General features: G+C 67.8%; 12 protein-coding genes. All 12 read left to right on the plus strand.

Annotated features, from left to right (window positions below; all coding sequences use genetic code 11):
* Positions 1–781 precede the first annotated feature (781 nt).
* The 12 genes from era (at position 782) to HNQ61_RS22085 (ending at position 13,732) form a co-directional block, all read left to right on the plus strand.
* A complete protein-coding gene (era, locus tag HNQ61_RS22030) occupies positions 782–1,717 on the plus strand; it encodes a GTPase Era (protein ID WP_170036913.1) in 936 nt (311 codons plus the stop codon).
* Positions 1,714–1,902 carry a Trm112 family protein gene (locus tag HNQ61_RS22035; protein ID WP_221239714.1) on the plus strand — a complete coding sequence of 63 codons (189 nt, stop codon included), beginning with the start codon at positions 1,714–1,716 and terminating at the stop codon, positions 1,900–1,902. Before era ends, HNQ61_RS22035 begins: the two co-directional genes overlap by 4 nt.
* Before the next feature lie 79 nt (positions 1,903–1,981).
* On the plus strand, positions 1,982–2,947 hold the full coding sequence (locus HNQ61_RS22040) for a GGDEF domain-containing protein (protein WP_170036915.1): 966 nt from the start codon (positions 1,982–1,984) through the stop codon (positions 2,945–2,947).
* Between the two features lie 29 nt (positions 2,948–2,976).
* Positions 2,977–3,705 carry a zinc-ribbon domain-containing protein gene (locus tag HNQ61_RS22045; RefSeq protein WP_170036917.1) on the plus strand — a complete coding sequence of 243 codons (729 nt, stop codon included), beginning with the start codon at positions 2,977–2,979 and terminating at the stop codon, positions 3,703–3,705.
* A gap of 318 nt (positions 3,706–4,023) precedes the next feature.
* Positions 4,024–4,602: a T6SS immunity protein Tdi1 domain-containing protein gene (locus HNQ61_RS22050; RefSeq protein ID WP_170036919.1), complete on the plus strand. Its 579-nt coding sequence runs from the start codon at positions 4,024–4,026 to the stop codon at positions 4,600–4,602.
* 223 nt (positions 4,603–4,825) lie between these two features.
* Positions 4,826–5,939 (plus strand): peptide chain release factor 2 gene (gene prfB, locus HNQ61_RS22055; RefSeq protein ID WP_338088143.1). Its coding sequence is split into 2 segments (ribosomal slippage): positions 4,826–4,882 and positions 4,884–5,939, totalling 1,113 coding nucleotides; the frame shifts between segments, so codons are not numbered across the junction.
* Positions 5,932–7,497 (plus strand): lysine--tRNA ligase, encoded by a 1,566-nt coding sequence (gene lysS / locus HNQ61_RS22060; RefSeq protein WP_170036923.1) that lies wholly within the window; start codon positions 5,932–5,934, stop codon positions 7,495–7,497. Before prfB ends, lysS begins: the two co-directional genes overlap by 8 nt.
* A gap of 106 nt (positions 7,498–7,603) precedes the next feature.
* Positions 7,604–8,842: an ABC transporter permease gene (locus HNQ61_RS22065; protein WP_170036925.1), complete on the plus strand. Its 1,239-nt coding sequence runs from the start codon at positions 7,604–7,606 to the stop codon at positions 8,840–8,842.
* A complete protein-coding gene (locus HNQ61_RS22070; RefSeq protein WP_170036927.1) occupies positions 8,835–9,590 on the plus strand; it encodes an ABC transporter ATP-binding protein in 756 nt (251 codons plus the stop codon). Before HNQ61_RS22065 ends, HNQ61_RS22070 begins: the two co-directional genes overlap by 8 nt.
* Positions 9,580–10,089 carry a UvrB/UvrC motif-containing protein gene (locus tag HNQ61_RS22075; RefSeq protein ID WP_170036929.1) on the plus strand — a complete coding sequence of 170 codons (510 nt, stop codon included), beginning with the start codon at positions 9,580–9,582 and terminating at the stop codon, positions 10,087–10,089. The genes HNQ61_RS22070 and HNQ61_RS22075 overlap by 11 nt, the downstream gene beginning before the upstream one ends.
* A complete protein-coding gene (locus HNQ61_RS22080; RefSeq protein ID WP_170036931.1) occupies positions 10,086–11,183 on the plus strand; it encodes a protein arginine kinase in 1,098 nt (365 codons plus the stop codon). The genes HNQ61_RS22075 and HNQ61_RS22080 overlap by 4 nt, the downstream gene beginning before the upstream one ends.
* A gap of 62 nt (positions 11,184–11,245) precedes the next feature.
* Entirely contained in the window at positions 11,246–13,732 is a 2,487-nt protein-coding gene (locus HNQ61_RS22085; protein ID WP_170036933.1) for an ATP-dependent Clp protease ATP-binding subunit, read from the plus strand.
* The last annotated feature ends 11 nt before the right edge of the window (positions 13,733–13,743 follow it).

A 13,743-nucleotide genomic window follows, 5' to 3' on the forward strand; every position in this document is an offset into this window, starting at 1 on the left:
GGCCACCCGGTGGGAGAGTACGGCGCCGCCGGCCTTATCTTCAGAACCGCCCGTCTCGAGCTTCACGCTCGGGGCGGGCGTTTCTGCGTTTGTACACCAGTGCGTGAGTGCGTCAGTACGCGTACGAAGGTACGAGAGTACGAGAGTGGGGCGTCTGGAGCGTCCCTGCGGCGCCGCCTCCGCACCCGGGCGGCCGCGTGCTCCAGGCCAGGTGCGTGCTCCAGGCCAACCCGTGCTCCGGGCCAAGCGCGGCATCGTGCGGCGGAGATCCGTCCGGCGGTTGAAACCGCGCCTCGAAACACGCGAAGTCCGCCTCCGCGGACTGCGGCCGCGGACCTCGTGCACGCTCGCGCACTCTCTCGAGAGCACCATCGTTCTCGTCGGGCGCCCCACGGCGTCATCCTGAGGCGGCGCCGACGGGACTCTCCGTCGCACCGAGCCGGGCGCCGACGAAGGATCTACCATCCGCGCGAGAACGGGCAGAGGGACGTGGCCAGGCTCGGCCGCACAGTCCTCCTCTCCATCGCGAATCCTTTCTCCAACACCGCCCGCGCAGACGGACGACGCGAGAAGCGGAGGCGATCGGCCGCGTGGGGACGATCCGGTGCAGGTGATCGGCCGGTCCACGGCTGTCGTGTGTGCGGCGAGCGGGTGGCGGCAAGTGGTAGACCGTGGACCGCGGCCGCGGCGCATTGCGGATTATCTCACGAATTGCCTTGCGGGTATGGCTTCGCGGGGAATAGATTCGCGCATGGATTCCGTTGAGCACCAACCTGATGCCGTGACCCGCGACGACGATTCGCCCGCCGGGACCTCCGCCGCCACGCGCGCGGGCTACGTGGCCCTGGTCGGCTACCCCAATGCCGGCAAGTCGTCGCTGATGAACCGGCTGGTGGAGCAGAAGCTCAGCATCGTCACGCCGCTGGCCCAGACCACGCGTGAACGGGTGCTGGGCATCGACTCGCGCGACGGCGTGCAGATGGTGTTCATCGACACGCCCGGCCTGGTGGAGCCGCGCTACCTGCTGCACCGCGCCATGCTGTACGCCGCCACGGAGGTCATCGACGACGCCGATGTGGTGCTGCTGCTGGTGGACGCCGCCGCGGGCATGCCCGAGTTCTCCCCCGACGTGCTGCGGCTGCTGACGCTGGCCAAGTCGCTGCTGGTCATCAGCAACAAGCACGACCTGGCCAAGCCCGCGCAGCTTGAGACGGTGCGCAACTGGTCGCGGGAGCGCTTCGGGCTGGAGCCGTGGGAGGTGTCGGCGCTGGCGGGAACGGGGATCGACGAACTGCGGGCCGAGATCGCGCGCCGGCTTCCGGAATCGCCCTTCCTTTTTCCCGAAGACGACATCTCGTCGCAGCCGGTGCGCTTCTTTGTTTCGGAGTTCGTGCGCGAGGCCGCGTTCGAGCTGTTCGAGAAAGAGGTGCCGTACAGCATCGCCGTAAAGGTGGACGAATTCCGCGAGAATTCGTCGCCGCTGTACATCCGCGCCACGATCTACGTGGAACGGCCCACCCAGAAGGCCATCATCATCGGGCAGGGCGGGGCGGCCATCAAGCGGCTGGGCCAGTCGGCGCGGCTGAAGATCGAGGAGTTCGTGGGCGGGCCCGTGTACCTGGACCTGTGGGTCAAGGTGGTGCCGCGCTGGCGCAAGGACCCTCTGCAGCTGCAGCGCTTCGGCTTTTCTGTACCCAATCCGGAGAAGAACGCGTGATTGAACCGTGGCTGCTGGACCTTCTGGTGTGCCCCAAGTGCAAGGGCGACCTTCGCTACGATCAGGACCCGGAGTCGCTGGTGTGCGAGCGCGACCGCCTGCGCTACGAGGTGCGCGACGGCATTCCGATCCTGCTGATTGACGAGGCGCGGCCGCTGGAAGCCGCCGCGGGCACCCCGGCCTGATCCGGGGTTTGACAGCCCCGGCCGCCGCCGGATAAAATCTTTCCGCCGTTTTTCAGCGGTTCTACTTCGCTCCCCGTCCATGCCCCAGCGCATTCTTCTGCACTTTTCGCCGCACGGCCGCGCCGCGCCCCAGACCGTCCGCGAGTTCGCGGACGAGCGGGGGCTGCCGCTGGTGGACGCCGCCAGCGCCGCGGACGTGCTGGAGCGCGTGGGCCGTGCGTACCCGGCCGCGCTCGTGCTGGACGGCTCTCCCGACGCCGGGCAGGTGCTGGAGCTCTGCCGCCACCTCAAGGGCGTGGCGTTCACGTCCGTCGTCCCCCTCATCGTCTACGTGGCCGGTGGCGGCGAGGCGGGCGGGGACGACGCGGCCGCGCTCGCCCTGGAGGCCGGCGCCGACGAGGTGCTGGCGGACGGACTGTCGCAGCGCGAGTGCGAACTCCGGCTGCGCCTGGCGCTGCGCCGCGCCGAGCGCGACGTGAGCGTGCATCCCACGACGCTGCTTCCCGGCACCGTGCAGATCGAGCGCGACATCGCGGAGCGGCTGCGCGCGGGAGCCCGCTTCGCGGTGTGCTACTGCGACCTGGACCACTTCAAGGAATTCAACGACCGCTACGGCTACAACAACGGCGATCGGGTGATTCTGATTCTGTCGCGCATCCTGCGCGACATCGTGCGGGCGTACTCGCCCAGCGCGTTCGTGGGCCACATCGGCGGCGACGACTTCATCTTCAACGCGCCGCTGGAAGACTTCCGGCAGTGCTGCGAGGACGTGATCAGCGTGTTCAGCGAGCTGATTCCGCTGCACTACGCCGAAGAAGACCAGAAGCGCGGCTTCTTTCGCGGCAAGGACCGCCGCGGGGAGGAGTACGAGGTGCCGCTGATGACGCTGTCCATCGGCGTGGTGACCAACGAGCACCGCCGGTTCGTGCACACGGCGCAGATCAGCGAACTGGCGACGGAGATGAAGGCCTACGCCAAGACTTTCTCCGGCTCCATCTACGTCGTGGACCGGCGGCACAACGACGCGCCGCCGCCGCTGGGTTGAGGGACTCTGAACATTCCGCGAACAAGGCCATGAACGCCCAGTGCACGCACTGCAGCACCGTTTTCCGCGTGGATCCCGCCAAGGTTCCGGCCGGCGGCGTTCGCGTCCGCTGCTCCATCTGCCGCGGCGTGTTCGAGGTGGCGGGGTCGCCCGCGCCCGCGCCGGTGCTGGCGTCCACCGAGGCCCCGGCCGCGAGCGCCGCGACGGCTCCTGAGCCGGCCCCCGCGCCTGCCGCGCCCCCGCCCGCGGACGCGCCGACGGTCACCACGCACGCGCCCATCGTCACCACGCCGGTCGCCGCCGAGGCGCCCGCAGCGCTTCCCGCGGCCGCCCCGGCACCGGCTCCCTCCCCGCCGGCTTCCACGCCCGCTCCGGCTGCTCCCGCCGTGGCTTCTCCGGCGCCGACACCGCGTCCCGCGCCGGCTTCCGCGCCCGCCGCTGCACCCGCATCTGCCGCCGCGCCGGCTCCCGCGGCCGCGGCTCCTGCGCGCTCCGGCGGATTCGGGTTCGGCTCGTCCGATCCCGGCGCCAAGGCCCGGCGCCTGGCCCGCGCGCTGATCTCCGACATCGTCATGTACTATCCCGAGCGGCGCGACAAGGCGCTCGCGGACGGCTCGCTCAAGCGCGAGTTCATGGAGGAGATCAAGAAGAGCTGGGAGGAGTACGTGGGGCAGGTGGGCACGGAGACGGCGCGCAGCACGCCGCACTTCCGCGATTCGCTCAACGAGATCCTCGCCAAGGGGCAGGTAATCTTCTAGCAGGATCTCCGCGGCGCTTGGCAGGGGCGCTGTACGCGCGTGACCGCGGGCCCCTCGCGGCCACGGGACGAAGATCCTCGTGCAGCGACAGATCATCCAACGACAGCGCTTCTCGCCGTTCGGGTGAGGACCCGGTCCGGACAGTCCTGGTGAACGCGCCTCCCGGACTGTCCGGGCGTTTGTCCGTCGCCCTACCGGGTTCCCGCGATCTGCCCGCCCCGCCATGCGCCTGCCCGCTCCGACATGCGCCACGTTCATGGCTCCTCACCCGCAAACCGCTTCCCTCCCGGCAGGATCCGCTCGCGCCATAGGAGATTCATGTTCAGTTTCCTGAAACGAAAGATCCGTCCAGAGGCCGGGACGGCTGGCCTTGAGGGTGGGGGCGGGCCGTACCAGACGTTTTTGGGCGGGGCCTACCGGCAGCATGCGAGCGCTGATCGCGATCGGTACACCGCGTTGGCCGTGGAGGCGTTTCCGGACTTCGGCGGGCGCATCGACTGCTTCGGGATTGACTGGCTCGGAAACCAGTTCGCGACGGACTTGGCCCGCGTCGTTGGCGGCAGGCCTCAGATCCTTTTGCTTGAACCCGGCACGGGCGAGGTTCTCGAGTTGCCGGCGACCATGGACACCTTTCACGACGGGCTGCTCGTGCAGGAGCCGGACGCCGTCGCCGCCCATGAATTCTTCAAGCGGTGGCTGGCGGCGGGAGGCGCGGTTCCGGCGTACGGCGAGTGCGTGGGGTACAGAAAGCCCCTGTATCTGGGGGGAGCAGATGACATTGCGAACCTTGAAATCATCGATCTCGAGGTGTACTGGAGCATCTCTGCCCAGCTTCTCGCCAAGCTGCGCGGTCTGCCTGCGGGCACCTCTGTCGGACGGGTGACGCTCGACGACTGAGCTTCGCCTCGGCGGATTTATGCGAGTCGGCGCACGTCTGCGGTTCCAGGGGTCCGATGCCCTACTCCACGGCTCGGGGCGCTGCCATCCCGCCGGGGCTTCCGGAGTGCCGTACCCCCCCGTACTTTCCAGCACTTCCCGGAACGGATACATTCCCCGGGGCGTACAATGAATGGGGCCGCTCTCCCGGGCGGCCCTTGTCGTTGCCACAAACCGACTGACGATGAGCAACAATCTTCGCACCGACCTTGAAACGTACCGCAACCGGCTCGATGAGCTGGGGAGGTTTCTTTGACCTGGCTGCCAAGCAGGAGAAGCTGAGGCAGCTGGAGTCCCGCATGGCCGACCCGTCGTTCTGGAACGACGGCGAAAAGGCCCGCGACGTCATTGCCGAAACCAACCGCGTCAAGGGCTGGGTGGAGCCGTGGGAGACCATGTCGGGGAAGGTGACCGACCTGGGCGACATGCTCGACCTGCTTGAGGTGGAGAACGACGAGGGCATGGCCGCCGAGGTGCAGGCCGAAGTGGAGGCGCTGGGCCCCGCGCTGGAGCAGCTGGAACTCAAGAACATGCTGCAGGGCCCGGATGACCACCGCGACGCGCTGGTGACCATCCATCCCGGCGCCGGCGGCACCGAAAGCCAGGACTGGGCGCAGATGCTTCTGCGCATGTACACCCGGTTCGGCGAGCGCCACGGCTTCGACGTGGAACTCCTCGACCTTCAGGAGGGCGAAGAAGCCGGCATCAAGGACGCCACGCTGGAAATCCGCGGGCAGTACGCGTACGGCTTTCTCAAGGCCGAGCGCGGCGTGCACCGCCTCGTCCGCATCTCGCCGTTCGACAGCGCTGCGCGGCGCCACACGTCGTTCGCCTCCGTGTTCGTGTATCCCTCGGTGGATGACACGATCACCATCGAAGTGCGCGAAGAAGACATCGAGATGGACGTGTACCGCGCGTCCGGCGCCGGCGGCCAGCACGTCAACAAGACGTCGTCCGCGGTGCGCCTGCGCCACCTCCCGTCCGGCATCGTGGTGGCCTGCCAGCAGGAGCGCTCGCAGCACAAGAACCGCGCGACGGCCATGAAGATGCTCAAGGCCGCGCTCTACCAGCGCGCGCTGGAGGAGCAGGAGGCGGAAAAGGCGAAGCTGGAGAACACCAAGACCGACATCGCCTTCGGCAGCCAGATCCGCTCGTACGTCTTTCAGCCGTACACCATGGTCAACGACCACCGCACCGAGCTCAAGGTGCCCGACGTCCAGAAGGTGATGGACGGGGATCTGGAGCCGTTCATCCACGCCTACCTGCGGCAGTACGGGGCCGTGCACACGGATGAGTGACGAGTCGCTGACGGTGTCCGACGCGCTCACGGATGAGCGCGTCGTGGCGGACCGCGTGGCCAAGCTGGCGCGCCTGCGGGCGCGGGGCGTAGAGCCATACGCCTACTCGTATGACCACTTACATCCTGTGGCTGAGGCCATTCGGATGTTCGTCGAACGAGAGGAACGTAATGGCGACGCTACGTCGGAAGAGGGTGAAGACAATATTTGGGTCAGAGTAGCGGGGCGACTCGTTAGTAAGCGCGTGATGGGGAAGAGCACCTTCGCACACTTAGCTGACCGCACGGGCAAACTGCAGTTGTATTTTCGCGTCAATGATTTGACTGCGGACTACGATCTGCTCGATCTACTTGATCTTGGGGATTGGCTTGGGGCGGAAGGAACGCTCTTCCGAACCCGAACTGGCGAAATTTCCGTTTGGGTCACGTCGTTCCACCTGCTCAGCAAGGCGCTGCGGCCCCTTCCGCTGGGCAAGGAAGAGGTGGACGCGGAAACGGGCGAGCGCCGCGTCTACAGCGGCTTCACCGACGTGGAGGCGCGCTACCGGCAGCGCTACGCCGACCTGGCCGTAAACCCGGAAGTGCGCGACACCTTTGTCCTGCGGGCCAAGACGGTCAGCGCCGTGCGCCGCTTTCTGGACGACCGCGGCTTCGTGGAGGTGGAGACGCCGGTGCTGCAGCCGCTGTACGGCGGGGCGCTCGCGCGTCCCTTCACCACGCACCACAACGCGCTCGACATGCAGCTCTACCTGCGCATCGCGGATGAGCTGTACCTCAAGCGCCTGATCGTGGGCGGGATGGAGCGCGTCTACGAGATCGCCAAGAACTTCCGCAACGAAGGGCTCAGCCGCTTTCACAACCCCGAGTTCACCATGGTGGAGTTCTACGCCGCCTACATGGACTACGAGGACGTGATGCGCTTCACCGAGGAGCTTCTGGCCTACGTCGCGCACGAGGCGCTGGGCGGCGCGCCGGTGCGCTTCGGCGGCCACGAGATCCGCTTCGACCAGCCGTTCGCGCGCTTTACGATGTATGAGGCGCTGCGGGAGATCGGCGGGGTGGAGGTGGAGACGGGGAGCGAGGACGACCTGCGGGAAGCCGTGCGGCGCGTGGGCGTGTCCGCGGAGGACGCCAGGTCGATGGGGCGCGGCAAGCTGATCGACGAGCTGTTCGGCGCCCTCGTGGAGCCCAAGCTGATCCAGCCGACGTTCATCACGGACTACCCGCGGGAGATGTCACCCCTCGCCAAGCCCAAGCGCGGTGACCCGTCGCTCACGGAGCGCTTCGAGTTGATGGTGGCCGGCAAGGAGCTGTGCAACGCGTACAGCGAGCTGAACGATCCCATCGACCAGCGCGAGCGCTTCGAGTCGCAGACGCGCCTGGCCGCGGCGGGGGATGAAGAGACGCAGCCGCTGGACGAGGACTTTCTGCGCGCCATGGAGTTCGGCATGCCGCCCACCGGCGGCTTTGGCATGGGCATCGACCGCCTGGTGATGATCCTGAGCGGGTCGCCCTCCATCCGCGACGTCATTCTGTTCCCCACCATGAGGCCCGAATGAGGGCAGTGGCGACGGGGAACCAGGGCGGACAGACGATCGCATGCGTGATCGTCTGTCCTATTCCCTATTCCCTATTCCCTATTCCCTCGTTCCTGGCGGGTGCCCGATGAGGCTGGAGTGGCGCATCTCACGCCGCTACCTCTCCTCGCGGCGCGGGACGAAGTTTCTGTCGCTCATCACCCTCATCGCCATCGGCGGCGTGTCGGTGGGTGTCATGGCGCTCATCATCGTCACCGCGGTGATGAACGGGCTGCAGAACGAGTTGCGCCGCGGCATCCTGGGCGTCAATCCGCACATCTTCGTCCTCACCTACGGCGAGGGAATGCGGATGCCGGACTGGCGCACGCCGCTGGATTCCGTGCGCAAGATGAAGGACGTGCAGGCCGCGGGGCCGTTCATCCAGACCGAGGTGGGGCTGCGCAACCGTGGCGGCTACAGTGAGGGCGCGGTGATGCGCGGGATCGAGACGCAGGGGCCGTCGTCGCTGTCGACGGACATCCCGTCCATCCTGCGCAAGGCCGGCATCAGCCTGGGACCCACGCGGTCCGGGCTTCCCGCGCTGGCGGCGGGGCAGGGGCTGGCCAGCCGGCTGGGGCTGATTCCCGGGGACACGGTGACGGTCGTCTCGTTCACCAACATCCGCATGACGCCCATGGGCCCCTCGCCCAAGATGGAGTACTTCGAGTTCGTGGGCGGATTCCGCACCGGGATGTTCGAGTACGACAGCAAGTTCTCGTACACGTCGCGCGAGGCGGCGCAGGAGCTGTCCGGGCTGGGCGAGGCGGTGAGCGGGCTGGAGGTGCGCCTCAAGGACCCGTACGCCGCGGCGCCGGCGGGAACGCGCATCGAGCGCGCGCTGGGGCTGCCCTATCGGACGGACAACTGGATGGACATGAACGCGTCGCTGTTCAACGCGCTCAAGCTGGAAAAGCTGGCCCTGGGCCTCATCCTGCTGCTGATCGTCATCGTCGCCGCCTTCAACATCGTTTCCACCCTGGTGATGGTGGTGACGGACAAGACGCGGGAAATCGGCATCCTGAAATCGATGGGGATGACGTCGCGCCGCATCCTGCACCTGTTCATGATGCAGGGGCTGGTGATCGGCATGGTGGGCGCGGTGATCGGCGGGGCGGGCGGCGTGCTGGTGTCGTGGGTCACGGACCACTTCCGGCTGATCCGCATTCCCGGCGAGGTGTACTTCGTAAGCTACCTGCCGGTGAAGGTGGATCCGCTGGACCTGGCGGGGATCCTGTTGTCGACGGTGGTGATCTCCTTTCTCGCCACGGTGTATCCGGCATGGCAGGCCGCGCGGCTGGACCCGGTGGAGGCGATCCGTCATGAGTAGCATCGACCGGAGCACGGCGCCGGCGCTGGCCGCGCACGGGGTGAGCAAGACCTACGTGGGCGGCGACGGCACCCCCATCCGCGTGCTGGACGGGGTGGACCTGGAGGTGCACGCGGGGGAGATGGTATCCGTCATCGGCGCGTCCGGCAGCGGCAAGAGCACGCTGCTGCAGGTGATCGGCGCGCTGGACCGGCCGGACGCCGGCGACGTCTCCATCGGCGGAGAGCGCATCGCGGGGCTGAGGGACGAGGCGCTGGCGCGTCTGCGCGGACGACGCGTGGGATTCGTGTTCCAGTTTCATCACCTGCTGCGCGAGTTTTCCGCGCTGGAGAACGTGATGATGCCGCAGCTGATTACCGGCGTGGCCGAGCGCGCCGCGCGGGACCGCGCGCGGGAACTGCTGGAACTCGTCGGGCTCGCCGGGCGGGTGGAGCACAAGCCCGCGCAGCTGTCCGGCGGCGAGCAGCAGCGCGTGGCGGTGGCGCGGGCGCTGGCGAATCGTCCTCTCGCCCTGCTGGCGGACGAGCCCTCGGGCAACCTGGACCCCGACACGAGCGAGCGCCTGCACGAACACCTGTTCCGGGTCTGCCGCGAAGAGCGGGCGGCCATGGTGCTGGTGACGCACGACCTTTCCCTGGCCGCGCGCGCGGACCGCGTGATGCGGCTGCACGGGGGACAGCTGGTGGACGCCCGCGCCGCCCTGGAGGGCGGGGCGGGGGAACCGGGAGGACTGCGGGATGCTGTGTGAAAACTGCGGCAAGAACGAGGCGGCCATCCACCTCACCCAGATTCAGAACAACGAAATGACCACGCGCCACCTGTGCGAGGTGTGCGCGGAAACCATGGGCCTGTCGTCCGGCGGCGCGGGGCCCAGCGCGCCGCTGGCGGACTTCATCGCCCAGATGGGCAAGGCCATCGCCTCGGAAACGGCCACCACGGCGGGCACCTGTCCCTCGTGCGGCCTGACTCTGGCGGACTTCAAGAAGACCGGCCGGCTGGGGTGCGCCCGCTGCTATTCCGTGTTCGACACGTCGCTGCGCGGCCTGCTGCGCAAGCTGCACGGCGGCACGCAGCACAGTGGCAAGGTGTATCTGCCCAAGGACCCTACGGAAACGGACCGCACCGCGCGGCTGGTGAGCCTGCGCCGCGGGCTGGGACGCGCGGTGGACAGCGAAGACTTCGAGCGGGCGGCCGCGCTGCGCGACCAGATCCGCCGCCTGGAAGCCGGACAGGAGGTGCAGGGGTGAAGGAACGCTTTCTGGACGGCGACCCGGACGCCGGGCTGGCCTGGCTGCGCGCGGACGGCCCCAACAGCGACATCGTGCTCAGCACGCGCATCCGCCTGGCGCGCAACCTCCGCAACTTCCGCTTCGGCACGCGGGCGGACGCGGACGACCGCGGCGAGGTGCTGCGCCTGACGCTGGCCGCGGCCGACGCGGCGCCTTCGCTGCAGAGCGGCCGCAACGTCACCGTCAGCACGCTGGACGACACCGAGCGGCAGCTGCTCCTTGAACGCCACCTGGTCAGCCGCGAGCTGATCGGCGGCGAGGGGCACGTGGCGCCCACGCACACCGCGCTGGTCCTGGCCCCCGGCGAGGGGCTGAGCGTGATGGTGAACGAGGAAGACCACCTGCGCCTGCAGAACATCGTGGGCGGATTCCGCCTGCGCGACGCGTGGCGCGACGTGGAGCGGCTGGACGACGAGATGGGGCAGCGCGTACCCTACGCCTTTCATCCCGAGTTCGGCTACCTGACCAGCTGTCCCACCAACGTCGGCACGGGGCTGCGCGCCAGTGTGCTGATGCACCTGCCGGGGCTGGTGCTGACGCAGGAAATCGCCAAGGTGCTGCAGGGGATCAGCCAGGTGGGGCTCACCTTCCGCGGCCTGTACGGCGAGGGAAGCGACGTGGTGGGCAACTTCTTTCAGATCAGCAACCAGACCACGCTGGGCAAGACGGAAGAGGACCTGATCGACCACCTGCAGCGCATCGTGCAGCAGGTGGTGCAGTACGAGACGCAGGCCCGCTCCGTCCTGCTGCGCGACGCACCGACGGTGATTGAGGACAAGGTGTGGCGCGCGTACGGGTTGCTGCGGCACGCGCGGTCCACTTCGTTCGAAGAGGTGATGAACCTGCTGAGCGGCGTGCGGCTGGGGGTGGGGCTGAAACTAATCGAGAACGTTCGTGTACAGACCCTCAACCGGATCATGATCTTCGCCCAGTCCGCGCATCTGGAGCGCGCGGCCCGCGGGCGGCTCCCCGAGGGAGACCTGGACGTACGCCGCGCGGCGTTCGTTCGGGGGGTCCTGGCCGCTGAGGAATCTGGCGCGGCGAATGCGTAACCCGGCCCTCCGGCCGAGTGCAGAATGAACGTGGTCCCGCCCGAACCAAGGTCCTGCTGACAATGAATTACAACTTTACCGACCGCGTGCGGAAGGTCCTGGCCATGGCCCGCGAGGAGGCCATCCGCCTGCAGCACGACTACGTCGGGACCGAGCACATCCTTCTGGGACTCATCCGCGAGGGCGAGGGCGTCGCCGCGGCCGTGCTGAACAACCTGAACGTCGACCTGGAGCAGGTGCAGGAAAAGGTCGAAGAGTCGGTTCGGCGCGGCAAGGCCACCATCGCGCTGGGCGAGCTTCCCTATACGTCGCGCGCCAAGAAGGTCCTGGAGTTCGCCATGGCCGAGGCGCGCGAGCTCAATCACTCCTACGTGGGCACCGAGCACCTGCTGCTGGGGCTGCTGCGCGAAGAAAAGGGGATCGCCGCCGAGGTGCTGACGCAGCTCGGGGTGAGCCTGGAAGACGCGCGCCGCGAAACCCTGAAGCTGCTGGGAAGCGAGCCCAACGCCGCCCCCACGGCCGGCGCCCCCGCGGCCGCCGCCGGAGCCGGCACCACGCCCAAGGGCGAAAAGAAGAGCAAGACCCCCGCGCTGGACCACTTCTGCCGCGACCTGACCGAGCTGGCGCGCCAGGGCGACCTGGACCCCACCATCGGGCGGGCGGAAGAGATCGAGCGGGTGATGGAGATCCTGTCGCGCCGCAAGAAGAACAACCCCGTGCTCATCGGCGAGCCCGGGGTGGGCAAGACGGCCATCGTCGAGGGTCTGGCGCAGCTGATTGCCGAAGGCAAGTGCCCCGACAGCCTGCGCGACTACCGCGTGCTCTCGCTGGACATGGCCGCCGTCATCGCCGGCACCAAGTACCGCGGCCAGTTCGAGGAGCGGCTCAAGGCGGTGATGAACGAGATCAGCCAGAACAAGAGCATCATCCTGTTCATCGACGAGCTGCACACGCTGGTGGGCGCGGGCGCCGCGGAAGGCGCCATCGACGCCAGCAACATGCTCAAGCCGGCGCTGGCCCGCGGCGAGCTGCAGTGCGTGGGCGCATCGACGCTGAACGAGTACCGCAAGTACATTGAAAAGGACGGCGCCCTGGAGCGCCGCTTCCAGACGGTGAACGTGGATCCGCCGTCCATCGACGAGGCCATTCAGATCGTCACCGGGCTGCGCGGCCACTACGAGGACCACCACCGCATCCGCATCACCGACGAGGTGATCGAGGCGGCGGTGAAGCTGTCGGAGCGCTACATCACCGACCGGTTCCTGCCGGACAAGGCCATCGACGTCATTGACGAGGCCGGTGCCCGGGCGCGCCTGCAGACGCAGGTGCCGCCGCCGGACGTGGAAGAGCTCAAGAAGCAGCTGGAGGAAGTGGCCGGCAAGAAGGACGGCGCCATCCGCGACCAGGACTTCGAGCGTGCCGCCGAGCTGCGCGACTTTGAGCGCGACCTGCAGAAGCGCATTCAGGACCGCGAAAAGAGTTGGGAAGAAGAGCGCAAGACCAACCGTCCCGCGCTCAGCGAAGAGGACGTGGCGTTCATCGTCAGCCGCTGGACCGGCATTCCGGTCACGCGCCTGAAGCAGGCCGAAACGGCCCGCCTGGTGAACATGGAAGGGGAGCTGCACCAGCGCATCGTGGGGCAGGACCGCGCGGTGGAGATCATCTCGCGGGCCATCCGGCGCAGCCGGGCCGGCCTCAAGGACCCCAACCGTCCCATCGGCTCGTTCATCTTTGCCGGGCCCACGGGCGTGGGCAAGACGGAGCTGGCGCGCGGGCTGGCGGAGTTCCTGTTCGCCGACCGCAACGCGCTGATCCGCGTGGACATGTCGGAGTACATGGAGAAGTTCTCGGTGTCGCGGCTGATCGGCGCGCCTCCGGGATACGTGGGGTACGAGGACAGCGGCACGCTCACCAAGGCCGTGCGGCGCAAGCCGTACTCGGTGGTGCTGCTGGACGAGATCGAAAAGGCGCACCCGGACGTGTTCAACCTGCTGCTGCAGGTGCTTGACGAAGGCCACCTGACCGACAACTACGGCCGGGTGATCGACTTCAAGAACACGGTGGTGATCATGACCTCCAACCTGGGCGCCCGCGACATCGGCAAGGGTCCGGGGCTGGGATTCCACGCCCCCAGCGCGCAGACGCAATACGACCGCATGGAGGAAAAGGTCAAGGAGGAGATCGACCGCTCGTTCAACCCGGAGTTCATCAACCGGCTGGACGACGTGATCGTGTTCCACCCGCTGACCCGCGAGCAGATCGGTTCCATCATCCACAACCTGCTGCGGGACGTGGAGAACCGGCTCAAGGAAGAGGAGCTTTCGCTGAAGCTGACCGACGAAGCCATCGACTTCATGGTCGAGCACGGCTACGACGAGAAGTTCGGCGCGCGCCCCCTGCGGCGGGCCATTCAGCGGTATCTTGAGGATCCGCTCTCGGAGAAGATCCTCGGGTCGGAGTACAGCCCGGGCGACGAGATCGAGGTGTCGGTCGCCGAGGATCGCCAGAAACTGGCCTTCCGGGTTCCGTCGAAAACCCAGACCGTGTAATAGAATCCAGG

This window comes from Longimicrobium terrae (assembly GCF_014202995.1).
Classification (GTDB): domain Bacteria; phylum Gemmatimonadota; class Gemmatimonadetes; order Longimicrobiales; family Longimicrobiaceae; genus Longimicrobium; species Longimicrobium terrae.